22 protein-coding genes are annotated in these 26,542 nt (G+C 63.1%); 15 read left to right on the top strand and 7 right to left on the bottom strand.

The genetic code is table 11. The annotated features are described in order from the left end of the window. Positions 1 to 65: 65 nt before the first annotated feature. Positions 66 to 2,033 carry an acetate--CoA ligase gene (acs, locus tag ACLIKD_RS20765; RefSeq protein ID WP_428826529.1) on the bottom strand — a complete coding sequence of 656 codons (1,968 nt, stop codon included), beginning with the start codon at positions 2,031 to 2,033 and terminating at the stop codon, positions 66 to 68. A gap of 207 nt (positions 2,034 to 2,240) precedes the next feature. On the opposite strand from acs, the gene ACLIKD_RS20770 reads away from it, so the two are divergent. After that, the gene (locus ACLIKD_RS20770) at positions 2,241 to 2,768 is read left to right on the top strand and encodes a hypothetical protein (RefSeq protein WP_428826530.1); all 528 of its coding nucleotides are present in this window, start codon (positions 2,241 to 2,243) and stop codon (positions 2,766 to 2,768) included. Positions 2,769 to 2,788: 20 nt separating this feature from the next. Here ACLIKD_RS20770 and ACLIKD_RS20775 read toward each other — a convergent pair whose 3' ends face one another. From ACLIKD_RS20775 to ACLIKD_RS20795, 5 genes are read right to left on the bottom strand one after another with little or no spacing between them, the layout of a single operon-like run. Then, positions 2,789 to 3,922, bottom strand: coding sequence for a trans-sulfuration enzyme family protein (locus ACLIKD_RS20775; protein ID WP_428826531.1), 1,134 nt, complete (start codon positions 3,920 to 3,922; stop codon positions 2,789 to 2,791). Continuing rightward, complete coding sequence (locus ACLIKD_RS20780) at positions 3,919 to 4,431, bottom strand: OsmC family protein (RefSeq protein ID WP_226418186.1); 513 nt, start codon at positions 4,429 to 4,431, stop codon at positions 3,919 to 3,921. The genes ACLIKD_RS20775 and ACLIKD_RS20780 overlap by 4 nt, the downstream gene beginning before the upstream one ends. A 15-nt stretch (positions 4,432 to 4,446) precedes the next feature. Next, positions 4,447 to 5,265, bottom strand: a complete 819-nt coding sequence (locus tag ACLIKD_RS20785; protein WP_428826532.1) for an ABC transporter ATP-binding protein — start codon at positions 5,263 to 5,265, stop codon at positions 4,447 to 4,449. 8 nt (positions 5,266 to 5,273) lie between these two features. Further along, complete coding sequence (locus ACLIKD_RS20790) at positions 5,274 to 6,113, bottom strand: ABC transporter permease (protein WP_428826533.1); 840 nt, start codon at positions 6,111 to 6,113, stop codon at positions 5,274 to 5,276. A 12-nt stretch (positions 6,114 to 6,125) separates the two neighbouring features. Beyond that, positions 6,126 to 7,094, bottom strand: coding sequence for an aliphatic sulfonate ABC transporter substrate-binding protein (locus ACLIKD_RS20795; RefSeq protein WP_428826534.1), 969 nt, complete (start codon positions 7,092 to 7,094; stop codon positions 6,126 to 6,128). Positions 7,095 to 7,422: 328 nt separating this feature from the next. Here ACLIKD_RS20795 and ACLIKD_RS20800 point away from each other — a divergent pair, with 328 nt between their 5' ends. Beyond that, positions 7,423 to 9,060, top strand: a complete 1,638-nt coding sequence (locus ACLIKD_RS20800) for a methyl-accepting chemotaxis protein (RefSeq protein ID WP_428826535.1) — start codon at positions 7,423 to 7,425, stop codon at positions 9,058 to 9,060. A gap of 84 nt (positions 9,061 to 9,144) precedes the next feature. Here ACLIKD_RS20800 and ACLIKD_RS20805 read toward each other — a convergent pair whose 3' ends face one another. Next, positions 9,145 to 10,794: an OFA family MFS transporter gene (locus ACLIKD_RS20805; protein ID WP_428826536.1), complete on the bottom strand. Its 1,650-nt coding sequence runs from the start codon at positions 10,792 to 10,794 to the stop codon at positions 9,145 to 9,147. A 306-nt stretch (positions 10,795 to 11,100) separates the two neighbouring features. Between ACLIKD_RS20805 and ACLIKD_RS20810 the strand changes: the two genes are divergently transcribed. The 13 genes from ACLIKD_RS20810 to btsR all read left to right on the top strand — a co-directional run bounded on the left by ACLIKD_RS20810 (position 11,101) and on the right by btsR (position 26,532). Then, on the top strand, positions 11,101 to 12,915 hold the full coding sequence (locus ACLIKD_RS20810) for a carbon starvation CstA family protein (protein ID WP_428826537.1): 1,815 nt from the start codon (positions 11,101 to 11,103) through the stop codon (positions 12,913 to 12,915). Positions 12,916 to 13,029: 114 nt separating this feature from the next. Continuing rightward, the gene (gene pflB, locus ACLIKD_RS20815) at positions 13,030 to 15,285 is read left to right on the top strand and encodes a formate C-acetyltransferase (RefSeq protein ID WP_226418193.1); all 2,256 of its coding nucleotides are present in this window, start codon (positions 13,030 to 13,032) and stop codon (positions 15,283 to 15,285) included. After that, positions 15,272 to 16,066 carry a pyruvate formate-lyase-activating protein gene (gene pflA, locus ACLIKD_RS20820; RefSeq protein ID WP_428826538.1) on the top strand — a complete coding sequence of 265 codons (795 nt, stop codon included), beginning with the start codon at positions 15,272 to 15,274 and terminating at the stop codon, positions 16,064 to 16,066. The genes pflB and pflA overlap by 14 nt, the downstream gene beginning before the upstream one ends. 58 nt (positions 16,067 to 16,124) lie before the next feature. Next, positions 16,125 to 17,630, top strand: coding sequence for a bifunctional enoyl-CoA hydratase/phosphate acetyltransferase (locus ACLIKD_RS20825; RefSeq protein ID WP_428826539.1), 1,506 nt, complete (start codon positions 16,125 to 16,127; stop codon positions 17,628 to 17,630). 10 nt (positions 17,631 to 17,640) lie between these two features. Continuing rightward, positions 17,641 to 18,852, top strand: coding sequence for an acetate/propionate family kinase (locus ACLIKD_RS20830; RefSeq protein WP_428826540.1), 1,212 nt, complete (start codon positions 17,641 to 17,643; stop codon positions 18,850 to 18,852). Positions 18,853 to 18,921: 69 nt separating this feature from the next. Further along, on the top strand, positions 18,922 to 19,887 hold the full coding sequence (locus tag ACLIKD_RS20835; RefSeq protein ID WP_428826541.1) for a formate/nitrite transporter family protein: 966 nt from the start codon (positions 18,922 to 18,924) through the stop codon (positions 19,885 to 19,887). After that, positions 19,884 to 21,386 carry a methylmalonyl-CoA carboxytransferase subunit 5S gene (locus ACLIKD_RS20840; RefSeq protein ID WP_428826542.1) on the top strand — a complete coding sequence of 501 codons (1,503 nt, stop codon included), beginning with the start codon at positions 19,884 to 19,886 and terminating at the stop codon, positions 21,384 to 21,386. The genes ACLIKD_RS20835 and ACLIKD_RS20840 overlap by 4 nt, the downstream gene beginning before the upstream one ends. Positions 21,387 to 21,407: 21 nt before the next feature. Next, positions 21,408 to 22,946: an acyl-CoA carboxylase subunit beta gene (locus tag ACLIKD_RS20845; protein WP_428828363.1), complete on the top strand. Its 1,539-nt coding sequence runs from the start codon at positions 21,408 to 21,410 to the stop codon at positions 22,944 to 22,946. A gap of 10 nt (positions 22,947 to 22,956) precedes the next feature. After that, on the top strand, positions 22,957 to 23,241 hold the full coding sequence (locus ACLIKD_RS20850; protein WP_428826543.1) for a hypothetical protein: 285 nt from the start codon (positions 22,957 to 22,959) through the stop codon (positions 23,239 to 23,241). 13 nt (positions 23,242 to 23,254) lie between these two features. After that, positions 23,255 to 23,647 (top strand): DUF2118 domain-containing protein, encoded by a 393-nt coding sequence (locus ACLIKD_RS20855; protein ID WP_428826544.1) that lies wholly within the window; start codon positions 23,255 to 23,257, stop codon positions 23,645 to 23,647. Positions 23,648 to 23,673: 26 nt separating this feature from the next. Continuing rightward, the gene (locus ACLIKD_RS20860) at positions 23,674 to 24,015 is read left to right on the top strand and encodes a hypothetical protein (RefSeq protein WP_428826545.1); all 342 of its coding nucleotides are present in this window, start codon (positions 23,674 to 23,676) and stop codon (positions 24,013 to 24,015) included. Positions 24,016 to 24,100: 85 nt separating this feature from the next. Beyond that, complete coding sequence (locus ACLIKD_RS20865) at positions 24,101 to 25,822, top strand: LytS/YhcK type 5TM receptor domain-containing protein (RefSeq protein WP_428826546.1); 1,722 nt, start codon at positions 24,101 to 24,103, stop codon at positions 25,820 to 25,822. After that, positions 25,819 to 26,532 carry a two-component system response regulator BtsR gene (gene btsR, locus ACLIKD_RS20870; RefSeq protein ID WP_226418204.1) on the top strand — a complete coding sequence of 238 codons (714 nt, stop codon included), beginning with the start codon at positions 25,819 to 25,821 and terminating at the stop codon, positions 26,530 to 26,532. Before ACLIKD_RS20865 ends, btsR begins: the two co-directional genes overlap by 4 nt. The last annotated feature ends 10 nt before the right edge of the window (positions 26,533 to 26,542 follow it).

Below are 26,542 nucleotides of genomic sequence, written 5' to 3' on the forward strand. Positions count from 1 at the left end.
TGCCATCGTCGAGAATCTCCGCCTTCGACCCCCGCCAATAGAGTCGAAAGCCCCCATCAATAATTTCAGGTTGAAATCAGCGAGCCGGGCTTGATCGATTGACGTCGCCTCTCGACGATGTCATCGACAATCAGCGGGTCGGCGATGGTCGACGTATCGCCGAAATTGTCGAATTCGTTGGCCGCGATCTTGGTCAATATGCGACGCAGAATCTTGCCGGCGCGATTCTTTGGCAGCGCGGTCGCCCACTGGATCAGATCGGGCGAGGCAATCGGGCCGATGCGGCTGCGGACCAGATTGACGATCTCATGGCGCAGTTGATCGCTTTCCTCTACCGTTGCCTTCAAGGTCACAAAGGCAAAGACGCCCTGTCCCTTGATTTCGTGGGGGTAGCCGACCACCGCCGATTCGGCGACTGCCGGGTGGGAGGAGATGGCGCTTTCCAACTCCACCGTACCGAGACGATGCCCTGAGACATTGATGACATCGTCTACCCGGCCGCTGATCCGGTAATAACCGTCAGCGTCCCGACTGGCGCCGTCGCCCGTAAAGAAATAGCCGGGAAACTGGGAAAAATAGGTGCGGACGAAACGTTCGTGGTCGTGCAGGATGGTTCGCGCCTGGGCCGGCCAGGAGTCGGCAAAGCACATGTTGCCTTCGGCTTCGCCTGCGAGAACCTCGCCTTGGCTGTTGGTGAGTTCCGGGCGTATGCCGAAGTAGGGCTTTGCCGCGTAGCCCGGCTTGTTGGGAATGGCGCCGGGCATCGGGACGAGCAGGACAGCACCGGTTTCGGTCTGCCAGTAGGTGTCAACGATCGGGCAGCGACCGCCGCCGATAAGCTTGTGATACCAGTGCCAGGCTTCCGGATTGATCGGTTCGCCGACCGAGCCGAGGATACGCAATGAAGAGAGATCGTGCCGGCGGACCGGCGCCTCTCCTTCGCGCATCAGCGAGCGGATCGCCGTTGGTGCCGTGTAGAAGATGTTCACGCGGTAGCGCTCGATGATGGACCACCAGCGCGAGCTGTCCGGCCAGGTCGGAACGCCTTCGAACAGCACGCTGGTTGCGCCATTGAGCAACGGGCCGTAGATTTTGTAGGTATGGGCGGTCACCCAGCCGACGTCGGCGGTACACCAGAAAACATCGCCCTCGTGCCAGTCGAAAATGTTCCGCCAACTGGTCCCGGTGTGGACGAGATAGCCGCCCGTGGTGTGTACCAGCCCTTTCGGTTTGCCGGTCGAACCGGAGGTGTACAGAATGAACAGCGGATCCTCGGCGCCGACGACGACGGGCTGGCACCAAGGGGCGGCCTGGGCGATGGCCTCGTCGAACCAGTGGTCGCGCCCCGCGGTGAAGGGAACGCGGGCGCCGGTCCGGCGGATTACGACAACATCCGTGACCGATGGCTGATTTTTGAGCGCCGCATCGGCGTTCTCTTTCAGTGGCACGACCCGGCCGCCGCGTCGACTCTCGTCCGCCGTAATCAGCACCTTGGCGCCGGCATCCTCGATCCGGTTGGCGAGTGCCTCGGCCGAGAACCCGGAAAACACGACCGAATGGATGGCGCCGATGCGAACGCAAGCCATCATGGCGACCATGATCTCGGGGATCACCGGCAAATAGATCGTGACCACATCCCCCTTCTGGACGCCGAGCCCGCTCAGGACGTTGGCGAATCGATTGACCTGGTCGGCCAGTTCGCCCCAGGTCACCGTGCGCGATTCATCCGGGTCATCGCCTTGCCAGAAAATGGCCGGCTTGTCGGCCTTGCCGGGAAGATGGCGATCGATGCAGTTCACCGAGGCATTCAGGGTGCCGTCGGCAAACCAGCGGATGGTCGGATCGACCGGGTCGAAGCGCGTGTCCTTGACGACGGTGAACGGCTGAATCCAGTCGATCGATTTCGCCTGTTCTGCCCAAAAGCGCGATGGGTCTTCGATCGAGCGGCGATAGGTGGCGGCATAGGTTGCCGCGTCGATGTGCGCGTTGGCGGCGATGTCTTCGGGAACCGGAAATGTGACGGGAGTGGGCATGGTTTGTTCAGGAGAGGGGAATTGGAAATGCTTCGGCGCTATGTTCAAGGCCGCCAACGATCTGGGAAACGATCTAATTTTTATTAGGTTATGTCGATAAAACTGTCCGGCGCTTGGCTTATATCGAAAGCTTTTTTTCATCGTTCGGACCATCGGCGCCAAGCGGTAGATTGATGTCTCTCATTTCACCCGGCGTAGTCGATTTGCATGTCGATATTGATAGTTTCTGCCCCAGTCGAGGCCCCACCGGTGGTTGCCGCGCTACTGGCTAATCTCGGTAGCTGGTTTGCGGCGCGCTCGATCCGCTGGCGAGCGTTGTCAGTGGCGTCGCCCGGGATTTCTGAGGAAATCGTTGCGGCGAAGGCGCTTGTCCTGGTCGGCGGTGATCAGGAGGCGAGCGCGCTGGGCGCCCGGCTTGAGGGATTGCCGGCCGATTCACTCGCCGGAAAGCCGTTTCTCTGGATCGGGCTATCCACGCCTCCGGTGGCGGGCGATGTCACGCATGCCAGGCTGTGGTACGCCTTGCAGGTGGCGGGTGTCGAAATACATATCAAGCCGGCTTTGTTCGACGACTGGAATCGCTCTGTCCCGGCCCTGCAGCCTCGCGACGAAGCGCGCCTCGACGATGCGCTAATCGCGCTCGGGGAAGGAATTAGCTTCTGCCAGCGTCTCCAAAGAAAGCGGGATTCCCTGAGCTTGGCGTTGCGCTTTGCCCAGGCACCCCTGTTGGCTTGAAGCGATCTTCGTTCCGGCTTTTACGCTAATGCTTGTTGCCAATCGGCAATCAGATCCTCGGCCGACTCAATGCCGATCGACAGCCGCAGCAAGTCGTCGGGCACCAGCGTGCCGGCGCCTTCGACGCTGGCCCGGTGTTCGACCAGACTTTCGACGGCGCCCAGTGACGTGGCTTGCCGGAACAGCTTGAGTTTGCCTGCCACGGCCCGGGATCCGCTTTCCCCGCCGGCAATCCGTACCGAAAGCATGGCGCCGAAGCCGCCCTGCATCTGCTGGGCCGCCACCGCGTAGCCGGGGTTGCCCGGCAGGCCCGGGTAAAGCACTTCGACGACCGCCGGGTGGCCGGCCAGAAAGAGAGCCACTTTCTCGGCGTTGGCGGCCGCCGTCCGTACCCGCAGGAAGAGCGTGCGCAAGCCGCGCTGCAGCAACCATGCTTCGAACGGGCCAAGCACCGCCCCGCCGAGGTTTCGAGCCTTGCGGATGCGCAACCAGAAATCATCCGTCGCCCGGGTGATCAGGGCGCCGGCGACCACGTCCGAATGGCCGTTGAGGTATTTGGTGGCCGAGTGCAGCACGATGTCGGCTCCCAGCTCGATCGGCCGCGTGAAGACCGGCGTGGCGACGGTCGAGTCGACCACCACTTTTGCCCCGGCGGCCTTGGCCAGCGCGGCGGCGGCGGCAATGTCGGTGATTTCCCAGGTCGGGTTGGCCGGTGTTTCGATCCACAGCAACTGGGTTGGCGCCGCATTCAGCTGGCGTTCGAGATCGGCCAGGTCGCTATTGGCGTACAAGGCCAGTTCGATGCCCCACTGGGTCGTGAAGTCGCGCAACCAATTGCGCCACGCCCAGTAAGTCGAGCGCGGGGCGAGAATCCGGTCGCCCGGTTTGAGGGCTTGCAGGACGGCTGTTGCCGCCGCCATGCCGGAGGCGAACAGTAGCGCCTGGGCGCCGCCTTCCAGTTCGGCCAGCAGTTTTTCACTGCAGTCGTAGGCCGGGCTCTGGTCGCGCGAATAGACCCGCCCGCCTGGGTAGCTGCCATCTTCCGCGCGTTCGAAGGTGGTCGCCAGATGAATCGGTTGAACGATGTCGCGATACGGTTCGGTGACGCCGCTGCCGCCATGGGCGGCGAGGGTTTCAGGGGCGATCCGGCTCATGCCTGCCTCTGCCGTTCGAGATGCAGTTGGGGCGGCTGTTTCAGCGTTTGATAGATAACGCAGTAGCGCTCCGACAGACGCAGCAGGTTGTTCAACTGGTCGTCGGTGGCATCGGTGTCGAGTACGAACTTCAGGCGAATGTCGCTGAAGCCGACCGGCGCGTCCTTGCTGACGCCCAGCGTGCCGCGAAAGTCGAGATCGCCTTCAACCGACACCGTGCCTTCGCGGATTGCGATGCCCATGGCGGTCGCCACGGCTTGCAGGGTGACGCCGGAACAGGCGGCCAGCGCTTCGAGCAGCATGTCGCCCGAGCAGGCGTCCTCGCCGCTGCCGCCGGTGGCCGGATGCAGGCCGGCCAGTACTTTGCCGTGGCCGGTTTCGATGCGCACGGTCTGGTCGTTGGGCGTCAAGCGGCCGCGGGCCGAAAGGGTACGCAAGGCGCTCGCCGGATCCTGCTGGTATTGGGCTTTGATCGGCGCCTGGCGCGCCTTGAGTTCTTCTGCATTCATATGGGGTATCGGTGATTAGTAGGCAAAATTGAAGCGGGAAATCATCAACGGTTGATTCGCGGTTGTCGATTGTGCCAGCTCTTCCGAGATATCCAGGTAATCGTGACTGCCGCCGTTGAGCAGGGTCAGGATATCCGCTTCCTTGCCCGCCAGCTTCGGGTTGCGGCGGTCACGCGGACGCGGCAGGTCGATCGACACATCGCCGCTGATCCGGCCCGGACGACTGGCCATGACGATGACCCGGTCGCTGAGATAGGCCGACTCGTTGACGTCATGGGTGACCAGCAGCAGGGTCGTCCCATGGTGGCTGGCGATCGATAACAGCAGGTCCTGCAGGCGCATGCGGGTGAAAGCGTCGACGGCGCTGAACGGTTCATCGAGCAACAGCAGCGACGGCTGGGTGAACAGGCCGCGGGCAATCGCGGCGCGTTGTGCCATGCCGCCCGAAAGCTGCTTCGGGTAGGCGTTGGCGAAATCGGCCAGACCCACTTCGGCCAGCAGTTCATGGACGCGCGGGTGCTTGCCGCCGGCCCGACCGAGGTCGAAGCCGACGTTTTCGGCGACGGTCAGCCACGGCAGCAGGCGTGGTTCCTGAAAGATGAAGCCGACATCGCGCGAATGCAGGTGCGGCTTTTCGTCCTTGATGCGGACCTCGCCCTGATAGTCGGTATCCAGCGCGGCGACGATGCGCAGCAAGGTGCTCTTGCCGCAACCGCTCGGGCCGACCAGGCTGACCACCTGGCCTTGGCCGATGGAAAACTCGACATTGTCGATGACGCGATGGCTCTGGAAATCCTTGGCCTTGACGGCCAGTTCTAGCAATTGTTGTGACATGGGGAGGCTCAGGAGGGGCGGCTGTCGAAGACGTCGCGCCAGGCCAACAGGCGGCGTTCGAGCCCGCACAACAGGCTGTCGCTGAATTTGCCGAGCAGGGCCAGGACGATGATGGCGACGATCACCAGGTCGGCCCGGCCGGTTTCGCGACCATCGGTCAGCAGATAGCCGAGGCCTTTGGTCGCGGCGATCAGTTCGGCCGCCACCAGGAACATCCAGGCCAGCGACAGGCCGGAGCGCAGCCCGGTAAACAGATTGGGCAGCGAAGCTGGCAGGAATATCCGGGTAATCAGCTTGCGGCCGCTCAGCCCATAGATGCCGCCGACTTCGACCAGTTTGCGGTCGACGTTCTGAATGCCGGCGACGAAGTTCAGATAGACCGGGAAAAAGGCGCCGATCGCAATCAGGGTGATCTTCGGCGACTCGTCGATGCCCAGCCAGAGCAGCAGCAGCGGCACCCAGGCGAGCGACGGAATGGCGCGGATGGCCTGGAAAGTCGGGTCGAGCAGGGCTTCGACCCGGCGCGACAGGCCGACGGCGGCGCCGACGACCAGGGCGAGAATGGCGCCGATCGAAAAGCCGATCGCGACGCGCAGCGAACTGACGCCGATGTGGCCGAAGATGGCGCCACTCTGTCCGAGATCGGCCAGCGTAAAGACCAGTTCGCTCGGCGGCGGCAACAAATGGGCGCTGACCCAGCCGAGCCGGACGACGCTTTCCCAGACGATCAGCAGGATGACCGGCACGATCAGACCCTGGCCCTTGCTGGCCAGGGTCTGCCAGCGGAGTGAGTTGCCGGCCGGGGCCTCGCTCGGGGCGGGGAGGGCGGCGGTGCTGCTCAGGCTCATCCGGCGGCCTCCTTAGCGAACGACGGCTTTGGCGAAGCTCGGCTCGATCAGATCATCGATCACCTTGTTCACGTCCGTACCCTTCTTGACCAGTTCTTCTTCGACCAGGATCGAAGCGGCCGACTTGAAGGCCTTGACGTGCTCTTCACCCGGAACCGGATTCTTGAAATCGTTGCGGGTCAGTTGCAGCTTGGCCACCGGCAGCGCCAGCTTGGCTTCTTCGGAAACGATCCTGGCGGTTTCATCCGGGTTGGCGATGATCCACTTGCGGGCCTTTTCGTAGGCGGCTATGACCTTCTTGACGTGATCCGGATGATCCTTGGCAAATTTCTCGGTGACGTTGAGGAAGCCGTAGGTGTTGTAGGCCACATTGCGATAGATCAGCTTCGATCCGGCCTCGACTTCGCTGGCTGCCATCAGCGGATCGAGTCCGACCCAGGCATCGACCTTGCCCTGTTCCAGTGCGGCACGGCCATCGGCGTGCTGCAGTGCGACGTGCTCGATGTCGGTCTTCTTCAGGCCTTCGGCATGCAGGCTGCGCAACAGGAAGAGGAAGGGATCGGTGCCCTTGGTGGCGGCCACTTTCTTGCCCTTCAGGTCCTTGATCGACTTGATCGGCGAATCCTTGGGGACGACCAGCGCGGTCCATTCCGGGCGGGAGAAAATATAGACGCCCTTGATCGGGTTGCCGTTGGCCTTGCTCAGCACGGCGGCCAGGCCCGCGGTGGAGCCGAAATCGACGCTGCCGCTGTTGAGATATTCGAGCGCCCGGTTGCTGCCGGCGCTGAGCACCCATTTGACCGGGATATTTTCAGTCTTGAGGTCCTGCTCCAGCCAGCCAAAGCGCTTGAGAACCAGGCTGGGGGGCGAGTAATAAGCGTAATCCAGGCGGATTTCCTTGGGGGCTTCGGCTTGGGCGATGCCGACGGAGGCCAGCGCGATGGCTACAGATGAAACGATCCGCTTGAAGACTGAATTCATTGTCCGGTTCCTGAATGTGAATGAAGGAAGCGAATCTAAGGTGCCGGGCGCGACCGGCGAAGGACGAACTTCTTCATTGCTTATTCCGGTATAACGAATAAGCAAAATTTGACCGGCCTTCCGGGCGGGCGCCGCTTACCGTTGGGCTGCCGTATCCGGCCTCTGGCCGGCAGATAATTGCCGCTCATCATAAATCTACCTGGCGAAGACCGGAGTTGTCTAAGATATTCAACACATTGCGTGGCGAATTCAATATCGATAATAGAGCGCGATGAGCATTTTGTATTTTCAATAACATTTGAAAAAACAGGGCAATTCAGGAGGAGATATGTTCAGCAAACTCAAGTTCAGGACCAAGGTCATTCTGCTGGTCGTGCTGTCGTTGATCGGCATGGTCGGCCTGACAACGGTTTCCGTCGTCGAGATGAAGCGCGATTTGTCGGCGAGCAAAAAGGTCCAGATCAAATCGGTTACCGAGGCTTTGTTCAATACGATTGCCGACTTCCAGGCGCAAGAGCAGAGCGGCAAGCTGACGCGCGAACAGGCGCAACAAGCCGCGTTGTCGGCAATCCGAACGGCGCGCTACGGCGGGCCGGATGGGAAAACCGAATATTTTTACGCCTACACGATGCAAGGCATAAATATTTATCACACCAAGGCCGAGTTCATTGGTCAGGATTTGCGGGAAAAGATCAAGGACAGCCGGGGCGGCTATCCCATCAAGGATTTGCTGGCCGCCTTGCAAAGCCAGCGCAGCGCCTTTGTGGACTCGTTTTTCCCCCGGCCGGGCCAGCAGGTGGCAGTCGAAAAACTCCAGTTCGTCATGCACTTCGAGCCCTGGGGCTGGATGCTGGGGACCGGTGTTTACATGGACGACATCAAACATGAGTTCAATGAACGCCTGGTTTTCTCGCTGTCATTCGCCCTCGTTGTCCTGCTGGTCATGGCGACGTTTGGCGTGGTCATCGTCAGAGGGGTGCTGCGGCAAGTCGGCGGCGAGCCAGCCGATGCCATCCGCTTCATGTCGCAAGTCGCGGCGGGTGATCTGACCGGCGATATTCCGCCGGCCGCGAAAGGCAGCATGCTCGATTCGATGCGTGACATGGTCGGCTCGGTCCGCCAGATGCTCGGCGATATCAGTCATTGTTCGACTCAGCTGACGCAGGGTACCGAGCGCATCAATACGGCGGCCCGCGAAGTGGCCATCGCCTCCGAGCGGCAGTCCGATGCGACCTCGTCAATGGCGGCGGCGATCGAGGAAATGACGGTGAGCATCAACCATATTTCGGACAGTGCCAAAGATACCCAGCACAATTCGCGGGAGTCGGTCTCCTTGTCCGAGGACGGGTTCAAGCGGATTCAGGTGGCCAGTCATGAAATCAACGAGATCGCGGCGAGCGTCAATAATGCCTCGGGTCGGATTCGCAAGCTGGAAGAAGGGGCCAGGCAGATTTCCTCGATTGCCGGGGTGATCAAGGATATTGCCGGGCAAACCAACCTGCTGGCGCTCAATGCGGCGATCGAGGCGGCGCGCGCCGGTGAGCAGGGGCGCGGCTTTGCGGTGGTCGCCGATGAAGTGCGCAAACTGGCCGAGCGGACGTCGCTGGCGACGATTGAGATCGAAAAGATGATCGAAGGTATCCAGTCGGATACGGTGCAGGTCGTTGGCGTCATGGATGCCGCCTTGCCGCAGGTGGTGGCGGGGGTGAAAGCCGCCGAGGACGCGGCCGAGGCGCTGAGCCACATCAAGACGGGGGCTGAAACGACGCTGGTGCGCATTCGCGAGGTCGCCGAATCGACCAAGGAACAGAGTCAGGCGAGCGACAGCATCGCCCAGCGCGTTGAAGAGATTGCGACCATGGTTGAGGAAACCTCGGCAGCGATGAAATCGACCGCCGAGACCGCCGAAGATCTCGACAAAGTGGCCCATCAGCTGACCTTGTTGGTGCAGCGCTTCCATTGCTGAAAGCATCTCGGCATTCCGGACGGTGACGGCCGATCAGCGGCCCGTTGCGTCAAGCGGCATGCCGCTTGACGCAACGGGCGGTCCTTACTTGAAGAAGACGATGGTTTTCTGCACCGTCATCCAGCCGCCCCAGCCGAGCGGAATCCATACCGCCAGCCAGGCCAGGAAGACGCGCCAGGAGTGGCTGGCTTCGTTGACCAGGGCTGAGACGTCCTCGACGAAATGCTGGTGCGTGTCGTCGGCGCCCTTCTTTTCTTCCGTCAGCTCGGCCGGCGTCATGTGATGCTCTTCCGCCACCTGATGGATCCGCCAGTTGCAGAGCATGCCGAGGACCAGCAGGCCGGCCAGGATGTACATGGTGATGGTGTAGGCATCGGCCCGCGCCACGCCCTGGTCGAGCTGGTATTCGCGGATGTAATTGACCAGCACCGGCCCGAAGATGCCGGCGGCCGACCAGGCGGTGAGCAGGCGGCCGTGGATGGCGCCGACGAAGCGGGTGCCGAACATGTCGGCGAGGTAGGCCGGCACCGTCGCGAAGCCGCCGCCGTACATCGACAGGATGATGCAGAAGAAAGCGACGAACAGCGCCAGGCTGCCGGCTTGCGCGGTGCTCGGGATGGCCGCGTAGAGCGCGAAGCCGAGCAGGAAGAAGGTGAAATAGGTGGCCTTGCGGCCGATCCGGTCGGACAGCGAGGCCCAGAAGAAGCGCCCGCCGATGTTGAACAGCGAGAGCAGGCCGGTGAAGCCGGCGGCGACCGCGGCGATGGCGCCCTTCTGCGCGGCATCGAGATTGTTGAAGGCGACGTCGACCCCGATCAGCTTGCCGGCGAAGACTTCCTGCAGCATCGGCGAGGCCATGCCGATGATGCCGATGCCGGCCGTCACGTTGAGGCAGAGCACGGCCCAGATCAGCCAGAACTGGCGCGTCTTCCAGGCGACATCGAGGTGCACGTGGCTGTCGGTGATCATCGAGGTCTTGGCCTTGGCCGGCGGCGTCCAGCCGGCCGGCTTCCAGTTCTCGGCCGGTACGCGGTAGCCGAGCGCCCCGGCCATCATGAACACGAAGTAGATCGCGGCCAGGGTCAGGAAGGTTTCGACCACGCCCACAGAGGTCGGCGTCGCGAAATACTTCATCAGCTTGTCGGCCAGTGGCGCACCGATCATCGCGCCGCCGCCGAAGCCCATGATCGCCATGCCGGTCGCCATGCCACGGCGGTCCGGGAACCACTTGATCAGCGTCGACACCGGCGAGATGTAGCCGAGACCGAGGCCGATGCCGCCGATCACGCCGGAGCCGAGCCAGAGCAGCCAGATCTGGTGCAGATGCACGCCGAGCGCCGAGATGACCAGCCCGCCGCACCAGCACACCGCCGAGACGACGCCGGCCTTGCGCGGCCCGGCCTTTTCCAGCCAGCCGCCCCAGATCGCGGCCGAGGAGCCGAGGAAGACGAAGAACATCGTGTACATCCAGCCGAGCATGGAAATCTTCCAGTCGCAGCCGGAGCTGAACACCTGCTCGAAGAAGCCCATGTCCTTGGCGCATTCGATCGACTGGGTGATGCCGAGCGCCCGCGACAGCGGCAGCCAGAACACGGAAAAGCCGTAGGCCATGCCGATGCACAGATGGATGGCCAGCGCGGCCGGCGGAACCAGCCAGCGGTTGAAGCCGGGCTGGGCGACCGTCCGGCGACGGTCGAAAAAGTCAGGTGCTGCGGGGGCTTGGTTGGCCGCCATGGAATCTCCTCCCGGAGGTGTCAAATCCGCCAGACTGGCGAATTACTAGGGGGCGCGATTTTACCCCTATCGGCCCGCGGTTTTCCTCGGCGATACGGCATCCGGCAATGGCGGCGAGGGCAAGACCGGGCGCGCCGAGCGACTGGAAATCGATCCGTCGCCGCCAGGGCGTTTCCACTCACCCTCGCAATCCGACCGTTCGCCCCCGCCTTTTTACCGCTCTCTGGAAAGCCTGAATAGACGCTTTACCGGCTCCTAAGATTCAACTCGTGAACAATCTTTTTCACGACTCTTGAGGAGATAAAAATGGACCAAGCGATCTATTTTGTTATCGCAACAGTCTGTGTCCTTGCCCTCGCATATCGCATATACGGGATATTTTTTGTAAGCAAGGTCCTAGCTGCCGACGACAGTGAAGTTACGCCATCCCATCAATTCCAGGACGGCAAGAATTACGTGCCCACGAAAAAATGGGTTAATGCAGGTCAACACTTTGCGGCGATCGCCGCCGCCGGCCCGTTGGTCGGTCCGGTGCTGGCCGCCCAGTTCGGCTACCTGCCAGGTTTCATCTGGTTGCTGGTCGGCGCGGTGGTCGGCGGTGCGGTACACGACACGGTGGTGCTCTTTGCTTCGATGAAGCATCAGGGCAAATCCCTGTCGGAAGTCGCCAAAGCCGAACTCGGGCCGGTTGCCGGCTGGAGCACCGGTCTGGCGATGCTGTTCATCATCACCATCACGATGGCCGGTCTGTCGATCGTCGTCGTCCATGCCCTCGAGCGCAATGCCTGGGGTACTTTCGCCGTCTTCATGACGGTGCCGATCGCGATCTGTCTCGGTCTCTATGAACGCTATTTCGGTTCCTCGAAGTGGGGCACCTACATCGGTGTTGCCGCGGTCATGGCTTCGGTTGCTGCCGGCCCGCACCTGCAAGGTACGCTGCTCGGTGACTGGCTGACCCTGCACAAGACGACGGTGAGCTGGCTGCTGCCGGTCTACGCCTTCTTCGCTACCGCCCTGCCGGTGTGGATGTTGCTGACGCCGCGCGGTTACCTCTCCAGCTTCATGAAGATCGGTGTCTTCGCTGCCCTGATCGTCGGCGTCGTGTTCATCAACCCGACCATCCAGTTCCCGGCCCTTACCGAATTCATCCACGGCGGTGGCCCGATCCTGAAGGGTGCGGTCTGGCCGTTCATCTCCATCACCATTGCCTGCGGTGCGATCTCCGGCTTCCACGCCTTCATCGGTTCCGGTACCACGCCCAAGCTGGTCGACAAGTGGAGCGACATTCGTCCGGTGGCTTTCGGTGGCATGCTCGCCGAGTGTCTGGTCGCCGTCATGGCCCTGATCGCCGCTACCTCGCTGCATCCGGCTGACTACTTCGCGATCAACTCTTCGCCGGAAGTCTTCAAGACCCTGGGCATGACCGTTGTCGATCTGCCGGAACTCAGCCAGAAGATGGGCATTGACCTGTACGGACGCACCGGTGGTGCGGTGACTTTGGCGGTCGGCATGACCTACATCTTCACCAAGCTCTCGTGGTTCTCCGATCTGGCCGCCTACTTCTTCCAGTTCGTGATCATGTTCGAAGCAGTGTTCATCCTGACGGCCGTCGATTCCGGCACCCGTGTCTCGCGTTACCTGATCCAGGATCTGCTTGGCGACATCTTCCCGCCGATGAAGCGTCTCGACTCGATGCCGGCCGCCATTACCGCCAGCGTCATTGCCTGCGTTCTCTGGGGTTACCTGCTGCTCTCCGGCGATATCAGTTCGGTCTGGGCGCTGTTCGGTGTCTCCAACCAGTTGATGGCTTCGGTTGGCCTGATGATCGGCGCGACCATCATCATGCGCATCTCGAAGAAGCGGATTTATGCCCTGACCTGCCTGATCCCGCTGGCCTACCTCTTCGTCACGGTCAACTACGCCGGCTACTGGATGATCGCCAACGTCTATCTCGCCGCCGGTACCAAGGGCTACAACCTGTTCAACGCGGTGATCGCCTCGTCGATGATGGTTCTCGGTTTCATCATCATGTTCGCCTCGCTGAAGCGTTGGGTGGTGTTGTGGAAAGCACGCGGTGCGTCTTCGGTGATCCCGCCGACCATGCTGCCTTCCGCCGCCTGACCAGCAATCAACGGTAACGGCCTACCCGGCCGTTGCCAAGACCAGCGGCTGCGATGACCTACCAGAACATCGCAGCCGCCCGCCAAAAGCAGAATTACCTTCAAGGAGCAACAAATGAACGCACTCTACAAAATCGCAAGTCGCCAGGATCCGTGGGCCGGTTTTGCCACCGGCGAGTGGTCGAAGAGCGTCGATGTCCGGAGTTTCATCCAGGCCAATTACACCCCCTACCTGGGTGACAGTTCCTTCCTCAAAGGCCCGACGCAGCGCACCACCGCCCTCTGGGCGAAAATGCAGGAACTGTTGAAGCAGGAACAGCAGAAGGGCGTTCTCGATGTTTCCGCCGACCGCGCGTCGAGCATCACGGCCCACGATGCCGGCTATATCGACCAAGGCAACGAGATCATCGTCGGCCTGCAGACCGATGCGCCGCTGAAGCGCTCGATCATGCCGAATGGCGGCCTGCGCATGGTCGAAGGCGGCCTCGAAGCCTTCGGCTTCAAGATCGACCCGATCGTCTCCGAAATCTGGACCAAGTATCGCAAGGATCACAACAGCGGCGTCTTCGACGTCTATTCGCCGGAAATCATGAAGGCCCGCAAATCGGCCATCCTGACCGGTCTGCCCGATGCCTACGGGCGCGGCCGGATCATCGGCGACTACCGCCGGGTCGCCCTGTACGGCACCGACGCGCTGCGTGCCGCCAAGAAGCAGTCCTTCCATGAACTCGACGGCGCCGAATTCACCGAAAGCGTCATTCGCCTGCGCGAAGAAGTCTCTGAGCAATATCGCGCCCTCGACGAACTGAAGCAGATGGCCGCCCTGTACGGCTGCGACGTTAGCCGGCCGGCCGCCAACGCCCAGGAAGCCGTGCAATGGACCTACCTGGCCTATCTTGCCGCGGTCAAGGAACAGAACGGTGCCGCAATGTCGATCGGCCGCATCTCGACCTTCCTCGACATCTACTTCGAGCGCGACCTGGCCTCCGGCCTGATCAGTGAGGACGAAGCCCAGGAAATGATCGACGACCTGGTGATCAAGCTACGCATCGTCCGCTTCCTGCGCACCCCGGAATACGACCAGTTGTTCTCGGGCGATCCGACCTGGGTCACCGAATCGATCGGCGGCGTCGGCGAAGACGGCCGGCCGCTGGTCACCAAGAGCAGCTTCCGCGTCCTGCATACCCTCTACAACCTCGGCCCGGCCCCTGAACCCAACCTGACCGTGCTGTGGTCGGCGCGCCTGCCGCAAGGCTTCAAGGAATTCTGCGCCAAGGTCTCGATCGACACCTGCTCGGTGCAGTACGAGAACGACGATCTGATGCGCCCGTACTGGGGCGACGACTACGGCATTGCCTGCTGCGTCTCGGCGATGCGCATCGGCAAGCAGATGCAGTTCTTCGGGGCCCGCGCCAATCTGGCCAAGACCATGCTCTACGCCATCAACGGCGGCCGCGACGAACTTTCCGGCGAACAGGTCGGGCCGAAATTCCAGCCGATCACCGGCGACGTGCTCGATTACGACGAAGTCGTCGGCAAGTTCCTGCCGATGATGGAATGGCTGTCCGGCGTTTATATGAAGGCGCTCAACACCATTCACTACATGCACGACAAGTACGCCTACGAGCGCATCGAAATGGCGCTGCACGACCGCGACATCCTGCGCACCATGGCCTGCGGCATCGCCGGTTTGTCGGTGGTCGCCGACTCGCTGTCCGCCATGCGTTACGCCAAGGTCCATGTGGTGCGCGACGAGCGCGGCCTGGCCACGGATTTCCGCATCGAAGGCGATTATCCGGCCTACGGCAACAACGACGAGCGCGTCGATTCGATCGCCACCTGGGCGGTCGAGACCTTCATGAACTACCTGAAGCGGCAGCGCGCTTACCGCGATGCGACACCGACCATGTCGGTGCTGACCATTACCTCGAATGTCGTCTATGGCAAGAAGACCGGCAATACGCCGGACGGTCGCAAGGCCGGCCAGCCCTTCGCGCCGGGTGCCAACCCGATGCACGGCCGCGATCACAAGGGCGCCCTGGCCTCGATGGCGTCGGTCTGCAAACTGCCCTACACCTGCTCGCAGGACGGCATTTCCTACACCTTCACCATCGTCCCCGCCGCCCTCGGCCCAACCGAAAGCGAACGGGTCGCCAACCTGGCAACCATGCTCGACGGCTACTTCGCCAGCCATGGTCACCATATCAATGTCAATGTCTTCGATCGCGAAACGCTGATGCACGCCATGGATCATCCGGAGCTGTATCCGCAACTGACGATCCGGGTCTCGGGGTATGCGGTCAATTTCATCAAGCTGACCCGTGAGCAGCAGCTTGATGTCATCAACCGTACTTTCCATGCCAGCCACTAACTTCGCTTCGGCTTGCTCTGCCGCCACCTCCTCGGGGGTGTCGGCACGGCCGGCACTGCTCGAGGGCTGGGTGCATTCCACCGAAACCTTCGGCACGGCCGATGGCCCGGGCATCCGCTACGTGCTGTTCCTGTCCGGTTGCCCGCTGCGTTGCCAATACTGTCACAACCCCGATACCTGGCATCGCCAGGACGGCACGCTCACGCCGGTTGAGGACGTATTGGCCGACATCGGCAGCTATCGCGGCTTCATCCGGGCGAATGGCGGGGTCACGCTGAGCGGCGGCGAGCCGCTGGTCCAGGCCAGGTTCTGCAAGGCCGTGCTGCAGGGGTGCAAGGCGATGGGCCTGCATACCGCGCTCGACACCTCCGGTTACCTGGGCGACCTGGCCGACGACGAATTGCTGGCCAATGTCGATCTGGTGCTGCTCGATATCAAGGCGGCGAGCGGCCGGCGCTATCACCAACTGACCGGCGTCGAACTGAAGCCGACCATCAAGTTCGCCGAGGATCTGGCGGCGATCAACAAGGCGGTTTGGTTGCGTTACGTCCTGGTTCCCGGCCTGACCGACAACCTCGACGAAATCGAGTCGCTGGCGACCTTCGCCGCCGGGCTGGGCAATGTCGAGCGGGTCGATGTTCTGCCGTTTCACAAGTTGGGCGAACACAAGTGGCGCGATCGCGGCCTGGATTACCGGCTTGAACGCGTCGAACCGCCATCGCAGGAAATGCTTGAAACCGTGCGGCAAACGTTTCGCGCCGCCGGACTTCTGGCGCACTGATCGCCTCGATCGGCACCGCGCCACCAAACAAGCGTCAATTGAGTATTAGGAGAATAGCGTGTTAGCAGAATTCGCTTCAAAAATCGGTCTGGATGCCAGCTTGCTGGCCAACGGTTCGCCCGCCGCGGCGCTGCCCTGTTTCGATCAACAGGCGCTGGCTGCCGGTGTCGACAACGTGCCTTTCGACGAGATCGAAATCGGCCAGTCGGCGAGCATGTCGCGGCAATTGACGATGGACGACATCGAGTTGTTCGCCACCGTCTCCGGCAATACCAATCCGGTCCATCTCGACAAGAATTTCGCGGCCAATACCAGTCACCACAAGATCATCGCCCATGGCATGTGGTCGGGGGCGCTGGTCTCCGGGGTGCTGGGTTCGAAATTGCCGGGGTCGGGCACGGTCTATCTCGGCCAGAATCTCAATTTTGAGCATACCGTCGGCCTCGGCGACACCGTTACCGCGACGGTGACGGTGATCGAGAAAAAGCCGGCCAGCAATATCGTCATCCTCGACTGCATCTGTGTTAACCAGCGCGGCGAAGTCATCGTCACCGGCAATGCCGAGGTCGTGGCGCCGACCCAGAAGGTGCACCGCGACGCGCTCGACCTGCCCGAAGTGCAACTGATCCACCACGACCAGCACGATGCCCTGCTGCACAAGTGCGACGACCTGGTCCCGGTGCCGACGGCGGTGGTTTATCCGTGCAACGAGAGTTCGCTGCGCGGCGCCGTCGAGGCCGCCGAGGCCGGCTTGATCGCACCCATCCTGGTCGGCCCGGCCGCGCTGATCAAGGAGATCGCGATGACCTTCGATCTCGACATCAGCCCGTACCGTCTGGTCGATGTCGAACTCGCCCCGGACGCCGCCGAAACCGCCGCCCGCCTGGCGCGCGACGGCGAGGTCGAAGCGCTGATGAAAGGCTCGCTGCATACCGACGAACTGATGGGCGCCGTCGTCCGCAAGGAGAGCTGCCTGCGCACGCGTTCGCGGATCAGCCATGTCTTCCTGATGAACGTCCCGACCTACCCGCGCCCGCTGCTGATCACCGACGCGGCGATCAACATCGCCCCGACGCTGGAGGACAAGGTGCATATCGTCCAGAACGCGATCAATCTGGCCCGCGTGCTCGGCGTCGCCAAACCGAACGTGGCGATCCTCTCGGCGGTCGAGAACATCAACCTAAAGATTCCCTCAACGCTGGAAGCCGCCGTGCTGTGCAAGATGGCCGACCGCGGGCAGATCACCGGCGGCGTGCTGGACGGCCCGCTGGCTTTCGACAACGCCATCTCGGCCGAGGCCGCCAAGACCAAGGGCATCAACTCGCCGGTCGCCGGCGCCGCCGACATCCTGCTGGTGCCCGATCTCGAATCCGGCAACATGCTGGCCAAGCAGCTCTCCTTCCTGGCCAATGCCGATGCCGCCGGCATCGTGCTCGGCGCCAAGGTGCCGATCATCCTGACCAGCCGCGCCGACAACCTGCGCTCGCGCCTGGCCTCCTGCGCCGTCGCTGCCTTGCTCGCCACCGCCAACCGCAAGGCGCATCCAGCGCCGGCCGGCAACTGAGGAGCTGATCATGACTAGCAAACAAGCCGCCTATCTGGTCCTCAATGCCGGTTCGTCGAGCCTGAAATTCTCGGCCTTTCGCCAGCAGGCCGCCAGCGCCGATCTGGAAACCCTGCTCTCCGGGCAGATTTCCGGCATCGGCAGCAGCGCCCATTTCGCCGCCAAGGGGGCGGACCGCCGCCTGCTCGCCGAGCATCGCTGGGACGACAAGGATTCGCTGTGCCGCGATACGCTACTGCAATATGTCCTGCGCTGGGTCCGCGCGACGCTGGTCGATGACGAGATCGTCGCCGTCGGGCATCGTGTCGTGCATGGCGGACTCGCGCTCGGCCAGCCGATGCGCGTCAGCCCGCAACTGCTCGACCAGCTGGACAGCCTGGTCCCGCTGGCGCCCTTGCACCAGCCGCACAATCTGGCGCCGATGCGCATCCTCGCCAAGAACTTCCCGGATCTGGAGCAGGTGGCCTGCTTCGATACCGCTTTCCACAGCAGCCAGCCGGCCATCGCGCGCAGCTTCGCCTTGCCCCAGGCGCTGACCGATGAAGGCGTCTGCAGCTACGGTTTCCACGGCCTGTCCTATGAGTACGTGACCAGCCAGCTGCTGGAGAATCGTCCCGATCTGGCGGAAGGCCACGTCGTCATCTGCCATCTCGGCAATGGCTCGAGCCTGTGCGCGGTCAAGGGCGGGCGCAGCATGGATACCTCGATGGGCTTCTCGGCCCTCGACGGCGTGCCGATGGGCACGCGGGCCGGCAGCGTCGATCCGGGCGTCATCCTGTACCTGATGCGCGAGAAGAAGATGGGGCTGGAAGAGCTGGAAGACCTGCTCTATCGGCAATCCGGCCTGCTCGGCGTGTCCGGCGTGTCGAACGACATGCAGGTGCTGCAGGCCTCGGACGACCCGCGCGCCCAGAAAGCCGTCGACCTGTTCTGCTTCCGCGTCGCCAAGGAAGTGGCGGCCCTGGCGGCATCGATGGGCGGCCTGGATGCCCTGGTGTTCACCGCCGGCATCGGCGAGAACTCGCCGGAGATTCGCGCCCTGATCGCCGAGCGTCTCGAATGGCTGGGCGTCAAGGTCGATGCCGCGGCCAACCGGAATCGCGAGTATTACATCGCGGCAACGGACTCCAAGGTGCCGGTCTTCGTCATCCCGACCAACGAAGAAATGATGATCGCCAAGCACACGATCAACGTGCTGGGGCAAACGATCGGCCATGCCTGAGCGGTTCAGGCAGCGGATGACCATGGCAGCCGGGTGACAGCACCCGGCCGCTTCACAGGAAGGCATGAAATGCTCAAGAAAATAGACGGCGGGCGCCTCCTCGAGGCGCGCGACAGCAGCCGGCCGACGGCGGCGCATGGCGAGGCGGGCCTCAGCTTCGCGCTCGACCCCCTGATGCCGGACGCCATTGCCCAGGCGGCGGAGGATGTCGGCGTCAAGAAAGCCAAACTCAGTCCGGGCGTGCTGTTCGGCTTGTCGGTGCTGGGCGGGGCGTTCGTCGCCCTCGGCGGGCTGTTCGCCACGGTGACGATCTCCGGCGCGGCCGGGCATCTGCCCTACGGGGTGATGCGCCTGCTGATGGGGGCGACTTTCTCGCTCGGCCTGATGCTCGTCGTCATCGCCGGCGCCCAACTGTTCACCAGCGACGCGCTGATGGTCATGGCCTGGGCCAGCGGCCGGCTCAAGACCGGGCGCATGCTGCGCGTATGGACCACCGTCTGGCTGGGCAATTTCGTCGGCGCGCTGGGCGTCGCCGCCCTGGTCTTCCTGTCCGGCCAATACACCTTCGGGCATGGCGAAGTGGGCGCCTCGGCCCTTTACCTGGCTACCGCGAAAAGCACGCTGGCCCCCGACAAGGCCTTCTTCCTCGGCATCCTCTGTAACGTCCTGGTCTGCCTGGCGGCCTGGGTCGCCATGGCGGCGCGCAGCATCGGCGACAAGATCCTGGCGATGTTCTTCCCGATCGCCGCTTTCGTCGCCGCCGGCTTCGAGCACTGCGTCGCCAACATGTATTTCATCCCGGTCGGCCTGTTCATCAAATGGTGGGCGCCCGACGCCTTCTGGGCCGATCTGGCCAGCCACGGCGGCACGCCGCCGGAAATTCCGCTCGATCAGTTCGCCATCAACCTGGCCGCCGTCACGCTCGGCAACTGGGTCGGCGGCGCCGTGCTGGTCGGCGCCGTCTATTGGCTGATCTTTCGCAGCGGCAGCAAGCTTGCCGAACCGATCAAGGAAAAGCTCTACAAAAGCATATGACCAAAACAATCGACATCACCGAGCTGTGCCTGCGCGACGCGCACCAGAGTCTGCTGGCGACCCGGATGGCGCTGGCCGACATGGTGCCGGCCTGCGCCGACATTGACCAGGCCGGCTACTGGTCGGTCGAATGCTGGGGCGGCGCGACCTTCGACGCCTGCATCCGTTTCCTCAACGAAGACCCGTGGGAACGGCTGCGCGTCTTTCGCAAGTTGCTGCCCAATTCGCGGCTGCAGATGCTGCTGCGCGGCCAGAACCTGCTCGGCTACCGGCATTACGAGGACGGCGTGGTCGACCGCTTCGTCGACAAGGCGGCCGAGAATGGCATGGATGTCTTCCGCGTCTTCGATGCCCTCAACGACATCCGCAACATCCGCCATTCGGTCCAGGCGGTACGGCGCAACGGCAAACATGCCCAGGGGACGATCTGCTACACGGTCAGTCCGCTGCACACCACCGAAACCTTCGTCGCAATGGCCGAACAACTGGTCGACCTCGGCTGCGATTCGATCTGTCTGAAGGACATGGCCGCCTTGCTCAAGCCGCAGCCGGCCTACGACATCGTCAAGGGCATCAAGACGCGCTGCGGTGAAGGCGTGCGCATTCACGTCCATACTCATGCGACGACCGGCGTCACGCTGGTCTCCCTGATGAAAGCCATCGAAGCCGGCGCCGACTGCGTCGATACCGCGATCAGCTCGCTCAGCCTCGGCCCCGGCCACAACCCGACCGAAAGCCTGGTCGCCATGCTCGACGGCACCGGCTACGAAGCCCGCCTGAACAAGGCCTGCCTGCATCGCATCAAGGATCACTTCGCCGCCCTGCGGCCGCGCTACCAGGCTTTCATGTCGAACATCCACGGCGTCGAGACCGACATCTTCGACAGCCAGATCCCGGGCGGCATGATTTCCAACATGGAAAGCCAACTGAAGCAGCAGAAGGCGGAAGACCGCCTCGACGAAGTCCTGGTCGAAGTGCCGCGGGTCCGCGAGGATGCCGGCTTTCCGCCGCTGGTCACGCCATCCAGCCAGATCGTCGGGACGCAGGCCGTGTTCAATGTGCTGATGGGCCGCTACAAAGTGATGTCCAGCGAATTCGCCGACCTGATGCTCGGCTATTACGGCCAGGCACCGGGCGAGCGCGACCCGGCGGTCCTCGCCCTGGCCGAACAGCACGCCCACAAGCCGCCCATCGAACAACGCCCGGCCGATCTGCTGCAACCCGAGTGGGGCGCCCTGCAGGCTGCGGCGACGGCCTTGCCGGGTTGCGACGGCAGCGAAGAAGACGTCCTGACCTACGCGATGTTCCCGCAGGTCGCCCCGGGTTTCTTCGCCAGCCGCGCCCTCGGCCCGAAGAACCTCGGCGTCGACCCGGCGCCGCCCGCCGTCCCGGCCGGCAGCCCGGTCGGCGAGGCGGCCCCGCTGCGCAGCCCGATCACCTACGACGTCAAACTGAACGGCCGCTCGCACCGGGTCTCGGTGACGCCGGTCAGCGAATAGACAGGACGAACCATGAGCACCATGCAAGAGAAGATTGCCGAACTGCGCCGCCGCCGCGCGGTGAATGCCCTCGGCGGCGGCGCCGAGAAGCAGGAGAAGCATCGCCAGTCCGGCCGGCTGACCGCCCGCGAACGGGTCGCCGCGCTGGTCGATGCCGACAGCTTCGAGGAAGTCGGCCAGTTCGCCACGCATCGCGCGACGCTGTTCGGCATGGCCGACAAGGTCTTTGCCGCCGATGGCGTGATCACCGGCGCGGCCTCGGTCGGCGGCCGGCTGGTCCATCTGGCCAGCCAGGATTTCACGGTGGCCGGCGGTTCGGCCGGCGAGACGCATTCGATCAAGGTGGCCGAGATCATGCAATCGTCGCTGAAGACCGGCTCGCCCTTCGTCTTTATCAACGATTCCGGCGGCGCCCGGGTGCAGGAAGGGATCGCCTCGCTGTCCGGTTACGGCAAGGTGTTTCACGCCAACGTGCTGCTCTCCGGCGCGGTGCCGCAGATCTCGCTGATCTGCGGGCCGTGCGCCGGCGGCGCGGCCTATAGCCCGGCCCTGACCGACTTCATCATCCAGACCCGCCAGGCGCAGATGTTCATCACCGGGCCGCAGGTCATCAAGCAGGTCACCGGCGAGAGCGTCACGGCCGAGGAACTCGGCGGGCCGGATGCGCACATGGTGCACTCCGGGGTCATCCACTTCATCGCCGACGACGATCAGCACGCCATCGCGCTCTGTCGCAAACTGCTCGCCTTCCTGCCGGCCAACAATCTCGAAGATCCGCCGCTGGTCGAGGGCGATTACCTGATCGAAGCCAATCCGCTGCTCGAAACGCTGTTGCCCGAGGAAAGCAAGCAGGGCTACGACGTCCGGACGGTGATCGCGGCGATCGTCGATGACGCCGATTTCCTCGAAGTCCAGGCCGGCCATGCGATGAACATCGTCGTCGGCTTTGCCCGGGTGTGCGGCGCCTCGGTCGGCATCGTCGCCAACCAGCCGTCGGTCAAGGCCGGCGTGCTCGACATCGATGCGTCGACCAAGGCGGCGCGCTTCATCCGTTTCTGCAACGCCTTCAACATCCCGCTCGTCACCTTCGTCGATGTCCCGGGCTTCATGCCGGGCGTCGAACAGGAGTACGGCGGCATCATCCGCCATGGCGCCAAGCTGCTCTTCGCCTATTCGTCGGCGACCGTGCCGAAGATCACCATCATCCTGCGCAAGAGCTACGGCGGCGCCTACCTCGCGATGTGCGGCAAGGATCTCGATGCCGACCGGGTGTTCGCCTGGCCGACCGCCGAAATCGCCGTGATGGGCGCCGAAGGCGCGGCCGAGATCGTCTTCCGCAAGGAGATCGGCGAGGCCGATAACCCGGAGCAACGGCGGGCCGAGCTGATCGCCAGCTATCGCGACACTTTCTCCAACCCCTATGTCGCCGCCGAACAGCGGCTGGTCGATGCCGTCATCGAACCGGCCCTGACCCGCCAGCACATCGCCCAGGCGCTTGAGTACCTGCGCATCAAGCGGGTGCCCCGGCCGCACAAGAAGCACGGTTTGATACCGCTGTGACAAGGCTCGCATGAAAAACAAACAACCTGAAGACGACCTGCTGGCGCTGATCGCCCTGATGCGCGCCGAGATCGGAACGCTGACCGGCCGGGTGTCGCAACTTGAGCATGGCCTGGACGAGAGGGCATCGGCTGGGCGGGGGGAAATCGGCGAAGAGACCTTGCTCGCCATTTCGGCGGCGGTCGCCGCTTTCCTCGGTGTGCCGGCCCGCATCCGCCAGGTCCGCGTCGTCCACTCCAAGGTCTGGGCCCAGGTCGGGCGCATCGGGGTGCACGCTTCGCACCGCCTCAATTGATCGGGAAACCAGCATGAAACTGAAAATCACCATTGCCGACACCACCTACGAGGTCGATGTCGAAGTCGCCGAAGCCGACCACGCCAGCCTGCCGCCGGCCTATCCGGTCGGCTCGGCCAGACTGGCTGGCAGCGCCGCCAGTCCGCCGAGTGCGCCACCGGCCAGCCTGCCCGAACGGCCCTTGGCCGACGAGGACCGGGTCTGCCGCAGCCCGGTCTCCGGCGTCGTCGTCAAGGTGTTCGCCAAAGCCGGCGACAACATCCAGGCCGGCGATTCGTTGCTGCTGCTCGAAGCGATGAAGATGGAAACCAACATCACCGCCCCGCTGGCCGGCGTCGTTGCGGCGATCAAGGTCGGGGCCGGCCAGCATGTCCAGACCGGGAACATCCTGATCGAGTTCGTTTAAGGCCGCCGGGCGGCAAGGAGGTAGCGATGGCAACGATGCAGGCAGAGGCCGGGGGCTTCTTCAGAAACCCCGGTCGCGAGGTGGCACGCCTCGAAGACGAAGTGGCCCGCCGGCTGCGCTTGCTCGGGATCGCGCCGGACGACCGGGCAGGCATCCGGCGATTGTTGGCCGGCCCGCCGGCCGGCAAGGCGGGCGGCCAGCATGATTCGACGACCGCCGATCTGCTCGGCCTTGGCCTGCTGCTGGTCAGATTGCTCCGCCAGTCAGCGTCGGCCGGCCGCAATCCGGGTCTCGGGCCGACCAGCCGCGCCTTCATCGATGGCGTGCTCGGCCGGCGCAGCACGCCAGCGGCATTGCCCGAAAAATGATCGATGAATTGCCCGGCGCCGACCGGCCGAATGCCGGGTGGTGAATGAGGTTTTGGCGCCTCATTTGTCAGCATAGAATGCGCAAATGATTCTCGACTCAATCGAACTGACCCTGACGCTGCTCCAGCAAACCTGCGTCTATCTGGTCATCGCCTATTTGCTCAGCCGGACCCGGATTTTCATCCCGCTGATGCACGTCACCATCCAGTTGCCGCACCGGGTGACCTGCTATGTCGTGTTCTCGCTGTTCTGCATCATGGGCACCTATCTCGGGCTGAAGATCGACGATTCGATCGCCAATACGCGCGCCATCGGCGCCGTTCTCGGCGGTATTCTCGGCGGGCCGTCGGTCGGGCTGGCGGTCGGTTTCACCGGCGGCCTGCACCGTTATTCGCTGGGCGGTTCGTCGGCTTTCGCCTGCATGGTGTCGACGGTCATCGAAGGCCTGATCGGCGGGCTTTTCCATCGCTACATGACGCAGCGCGGGCACTTCCGCTTGCTGTTCAATCCGCTTGCGGTGGCCCTCGTCACGCTGGCGGCGGAAGTGGCGCAGATGCTGGTCCTGCTGCTGCTGGTCGAGCCGCCCGGCGTGGCCAAACACCTCGTCGAGCAGATCGCCGTGCCGATGCTGGTCGCCAACGCGCTGGGCGCCGGGATGTTCATGCGCATCCTGCTCGACCGGCGCCAGCTTTACGAGCGCCAGTCGAGCGTCTTTTCGACCAAGGCGCTGGCCATCGCGGCGCGCGTCGAAGGGCTGCTCCGTTCCGGGTTCAATATCGACACCAGCACCCTGGTCGCCCGGATCATCTACGAAGAAACGGGGGTCGGCGCCGTCGCCATCACCGATACGGAAAACCTGCTGGCCTTCATCGGCATCGGCAGCGACCATCACGTGCCGGGCACGCCGATCAATTCGGTGCTCACCCACCGGGCCATCGAGAACAACGAAGTGGTTTACGCCGACGGCAACGAAGTGGCGTACCGCTGCTCGATCAGCGCCAAATGTCCGCTCGCCGCGTCGCTGATCATTCCGCTGCTCGGCGAGGAAAACCGGGTGATCGGCACGATCAAGCTCTACGAACCGCGGACCCGTCTTTTCTCGACCATCAACCGGGCGCTCGGCGAAGGGATCGCCCGCCTGCTTTCCAACCAGATCCTGGCCGGCCGCTACGTGCGGCAACGCGAGTTGCTGGCCCAGTCGGAAATCAAATTGCTGCACGCCCAGGTCAATCCGCATTTCCTGTTCAACGCCCTCAACACCTTGTCGGCGGTTATCCGGCGCGACCCGGAGCGGGCCTGCCATCTCGTCCTCAACCTGTCGACCTTCTTTCGCAACAACCTCAAGCGGCCGAGCGAAGAGGCCAGTCTCAATGAGGAAATCGAACACGTCACGGCCTACCTTGAAATCGAACAGGCGCGTTTTCTCGGCCAGCTGGTGGTCGATTTCGATATCCCGGACGATTTGCGCCATATCCGCATGCCGGCCTTTTCGCTGCAGCCGGTCGTCGAGAACGCCATCAAGCACGGCACTTCGCAACTGCTCGGCGTCGGCCGCATCCGCATCTCGGCCAGGGCGAGCGACGATATGCTGTTGTTGAGCGTCGAAGACAATGCCGGCCTGTATGTCGAATCCTCCGGCGGCACAGGACTCGGCATGCATCTGGTACAGCGGCGCATCGCCATGCGTTACGGTTCTTCGTTCGGGCTCGAGGTGGCGTGCGAACGCGACGTCTTTACGTGTGTCACACTCAAGCTGCCGCTCAAGCCTTGCGACGCACCGACTGCACTGGAGGGCTATCACGCATGAAGGTTCTGATCATCGACGACGAGTTGCCGGCCCGCGAAGAAATCGCCCGCCTGCTCGGCAAGGAGCCCGACATCGAGATTCTCGGGCAGTGCGCCAATGCGATCGAGGGCATTTCGGCGATCAACCGGTTGAACCCCGAGGTCATTTTTCTCGACATCCAGATGCCGCGCGTCAGCGGCCTCGAAATGCTGGGCATGCTCGACCCGGAGAAAATGCCGCGCGTCGTCTTCCTGACGGCCTTCAACGAATACGCCTTGCAGGCTTTCGATCAGAATGCCTTCGACTATCTGCTGAAGCCGATCGATCCGGTCCGCCTCGATGTCACTCTCAAGCGCCTGCGCCGCGACCGGACGCCCAGTCCGGCGCTGTTCAATGCGGCGGCACCGTTGAAGCAGATTCCTTGTCCCGGCCACCACCGGGTGCTGTTGATCAAGATCGACGACATCGAGTACGCCACCTCGAAAGCCAGCGGCGTTTATGTGACGATCGGCAACGGCAGCGAACATTTCACCGAACTGACGCTGCGCACCCTGGAAGAAAAGACCCCGTTCCTGCGCTGCCACCGGCAATATCTGGTCAATCCGGAGCAGATCAAGGAAATCAGTTTTCTCGAAGCCGGCACGGTCGAAATCATCACCCGCAACAACCACCGGATACCGGTCAGCCGCCGCCTGCTCGGCGAACTCAAGGAAAAACTCGGACTGCTCTGAGGTCCGGCCG

The sequence above is a fragment of the Azonexus sp. IMCC34842 genome, from assembly GCF_050368855.1.
In the GTDB taxonomy this organism is placed as follows: domain Bacteria; phylum Pseudomonadota; class Gammaproteobacteria; order Burkholderiales; family Rhodocyclaceae; genus Azonexus; species Azonexus denitrificans_A.

Excerpts from the sequence above, each read along its gene's own strand:
- ACLIKD_RS20810 (WP_428826537.1), top strand. The coding sequence starts at position 11,101 with ATGGACCAAGCGATCTATTTTGTTATCGCAACAGTCTGTGTCCTTGCC.
- acs (WP_428826529.1), bottom strand. The coding sequence starts at position 2,033 with ATGCCCACTCCCGTCACATTTCCGGTTCCCGAAGACATCGCCGCCAAC.
- ACLIKD_RS20790 (WP_428826533.1), bottom strand. The coding sequence starts at position 6,113 with ATGAGCCTGAGCAGCACCGCCGCCCTCCCCGCCCCGAGCGAGGCCCCG.
- ACLIKD_RS20855 (WP_428826544.1), top strand. The coding sequence starts at position 23,255 with ATGAAACTGAAAATCACCATTGCCGACACCACCTACGAGGTCGATGTC.
- ACLIKD_RS20830 (WP_428826540.1), top strand. The coding sequence starts at position 17,641 with ATGACTAGCAAACAAGCCGCCTATCTGGTCCTCAATGCCGGTTCGTCG.
- ACLIKD_RS20800 (WP_428826535.1), top strand. The coding sequence starts at position 7,423 with ATGTTCAGCAAACTCAAGTTCAGGACCAAGGTCATTCTGCTGGTCGTG.
- ACLIKD_RS20780 (WP_226418186.1), bottom strand. The coding sequence starts at position 4,431 with ATGAATGCAGAAGAACTCAAGGCGCGCCAGGCGCCGATCAAAGCCCAA.
- ACLIKD_RS20840 (WP_428826542.1), top strand. The coding sequence starts at position 19,884 with ATGACCAAAACAATCGACATCACCGAGCTGTGCCTGCGCGACGCGCAC.
- ACLIKD_RS20850 (WP_428826543.1), top strand. The coding sequence starts at position 22,957 with ATGAAAAACAAACAACCTGAAGACGACCTGCTGGCGCTGATCGCCCTG.
- pflB (WP_226418193.1), top strand. The coding sequence starts at position 13,030 with ATGAACGCACTCTACAAAATCGCAAGTCGCCAGGATCCGTGGGCCGGT.
- ACLIKD_RS20860 (WP_428826545.1), top strand. The coding sequence starts at position 23,674 with ATGGCAACGATGCAGGCAGAGGCCGGGGGCTTCTTCAGAAACCCCGGT.
- ACLIKD_RS20805 (WP_428826536.1), bottom strand. The coding sequence starts at position 10,794 with ATGGCGGCCAACCAAGCCCCCGCAGCACCTGACTTTTTCGACCGTCGC.
- btsR (WP_226418204.1), top strand. The coding sequence starts at position 25,819 with ATGAAGGTTCTGATCATCGACGACGAGTTGCCGGCCCGCGAAGAAATC.
- ACLIKD_RS20770 (WP_428826530.1), top strand. The coding sequence starts at position 2,241 with ATGTCGATATTGATAGTTTCTGCCCCAGTCGAGGCCCCACCGGTGGTT.
- ACLIKD_RS20785 (WP_428826532.1), bottom strand. The coding sequence starts at position 5,265 with ATGTCACAACAATTGCTAGAACTGGCCGTCAAGGCCAAGGATTTCCAG.
- ACLIKD_RS20845 (WP_428828363.1), top strand. The coding sequence starts at position 21,408 with ATGCAAGAGAAGATTGCCGAACTGCGCCGCCGCCGCGCGGTGAATGCC.
- ACLIKD_RS20835 (WP_428826541.1), top strand. The coding sequence starts at position 18,922 with ATGCTCAAGAAAATAGACGGCGGGCGCCTCCTCGAGGCGCGCGACAGC.
- ACLIKD_RS20865 (WP_428826546.1), top strand. The coding sequence starts at position 24,101 with ATGATTCTCGACTCAATCGAACTGACCCTGACGCTGCTCCAGCAAACC.
- ACLIKD_RS20795 (WP_428826534.1), bottom strand. The coding sequence starts at position 7,094 with ATGAATTCAGTCTTCAAGCGGATCGTTTCATCTGTAGCCATCGCGCTG.
- pflA (WP_428826538.1), top strand. The coding sequence starts at position 15,272 with ATGCCAGCCACTAACTTCGCTTCGGCTTGCTCTGCCGCCACCTCCTCG.
- ACLIKD_RS20775 (WP_428826531.1), bottom strand. The coding sequence starts at position 3,922 with ATGAGCCGGATCGCCCCTGAAACCCTCGCCGCCCATGGCGGCAGCGGC.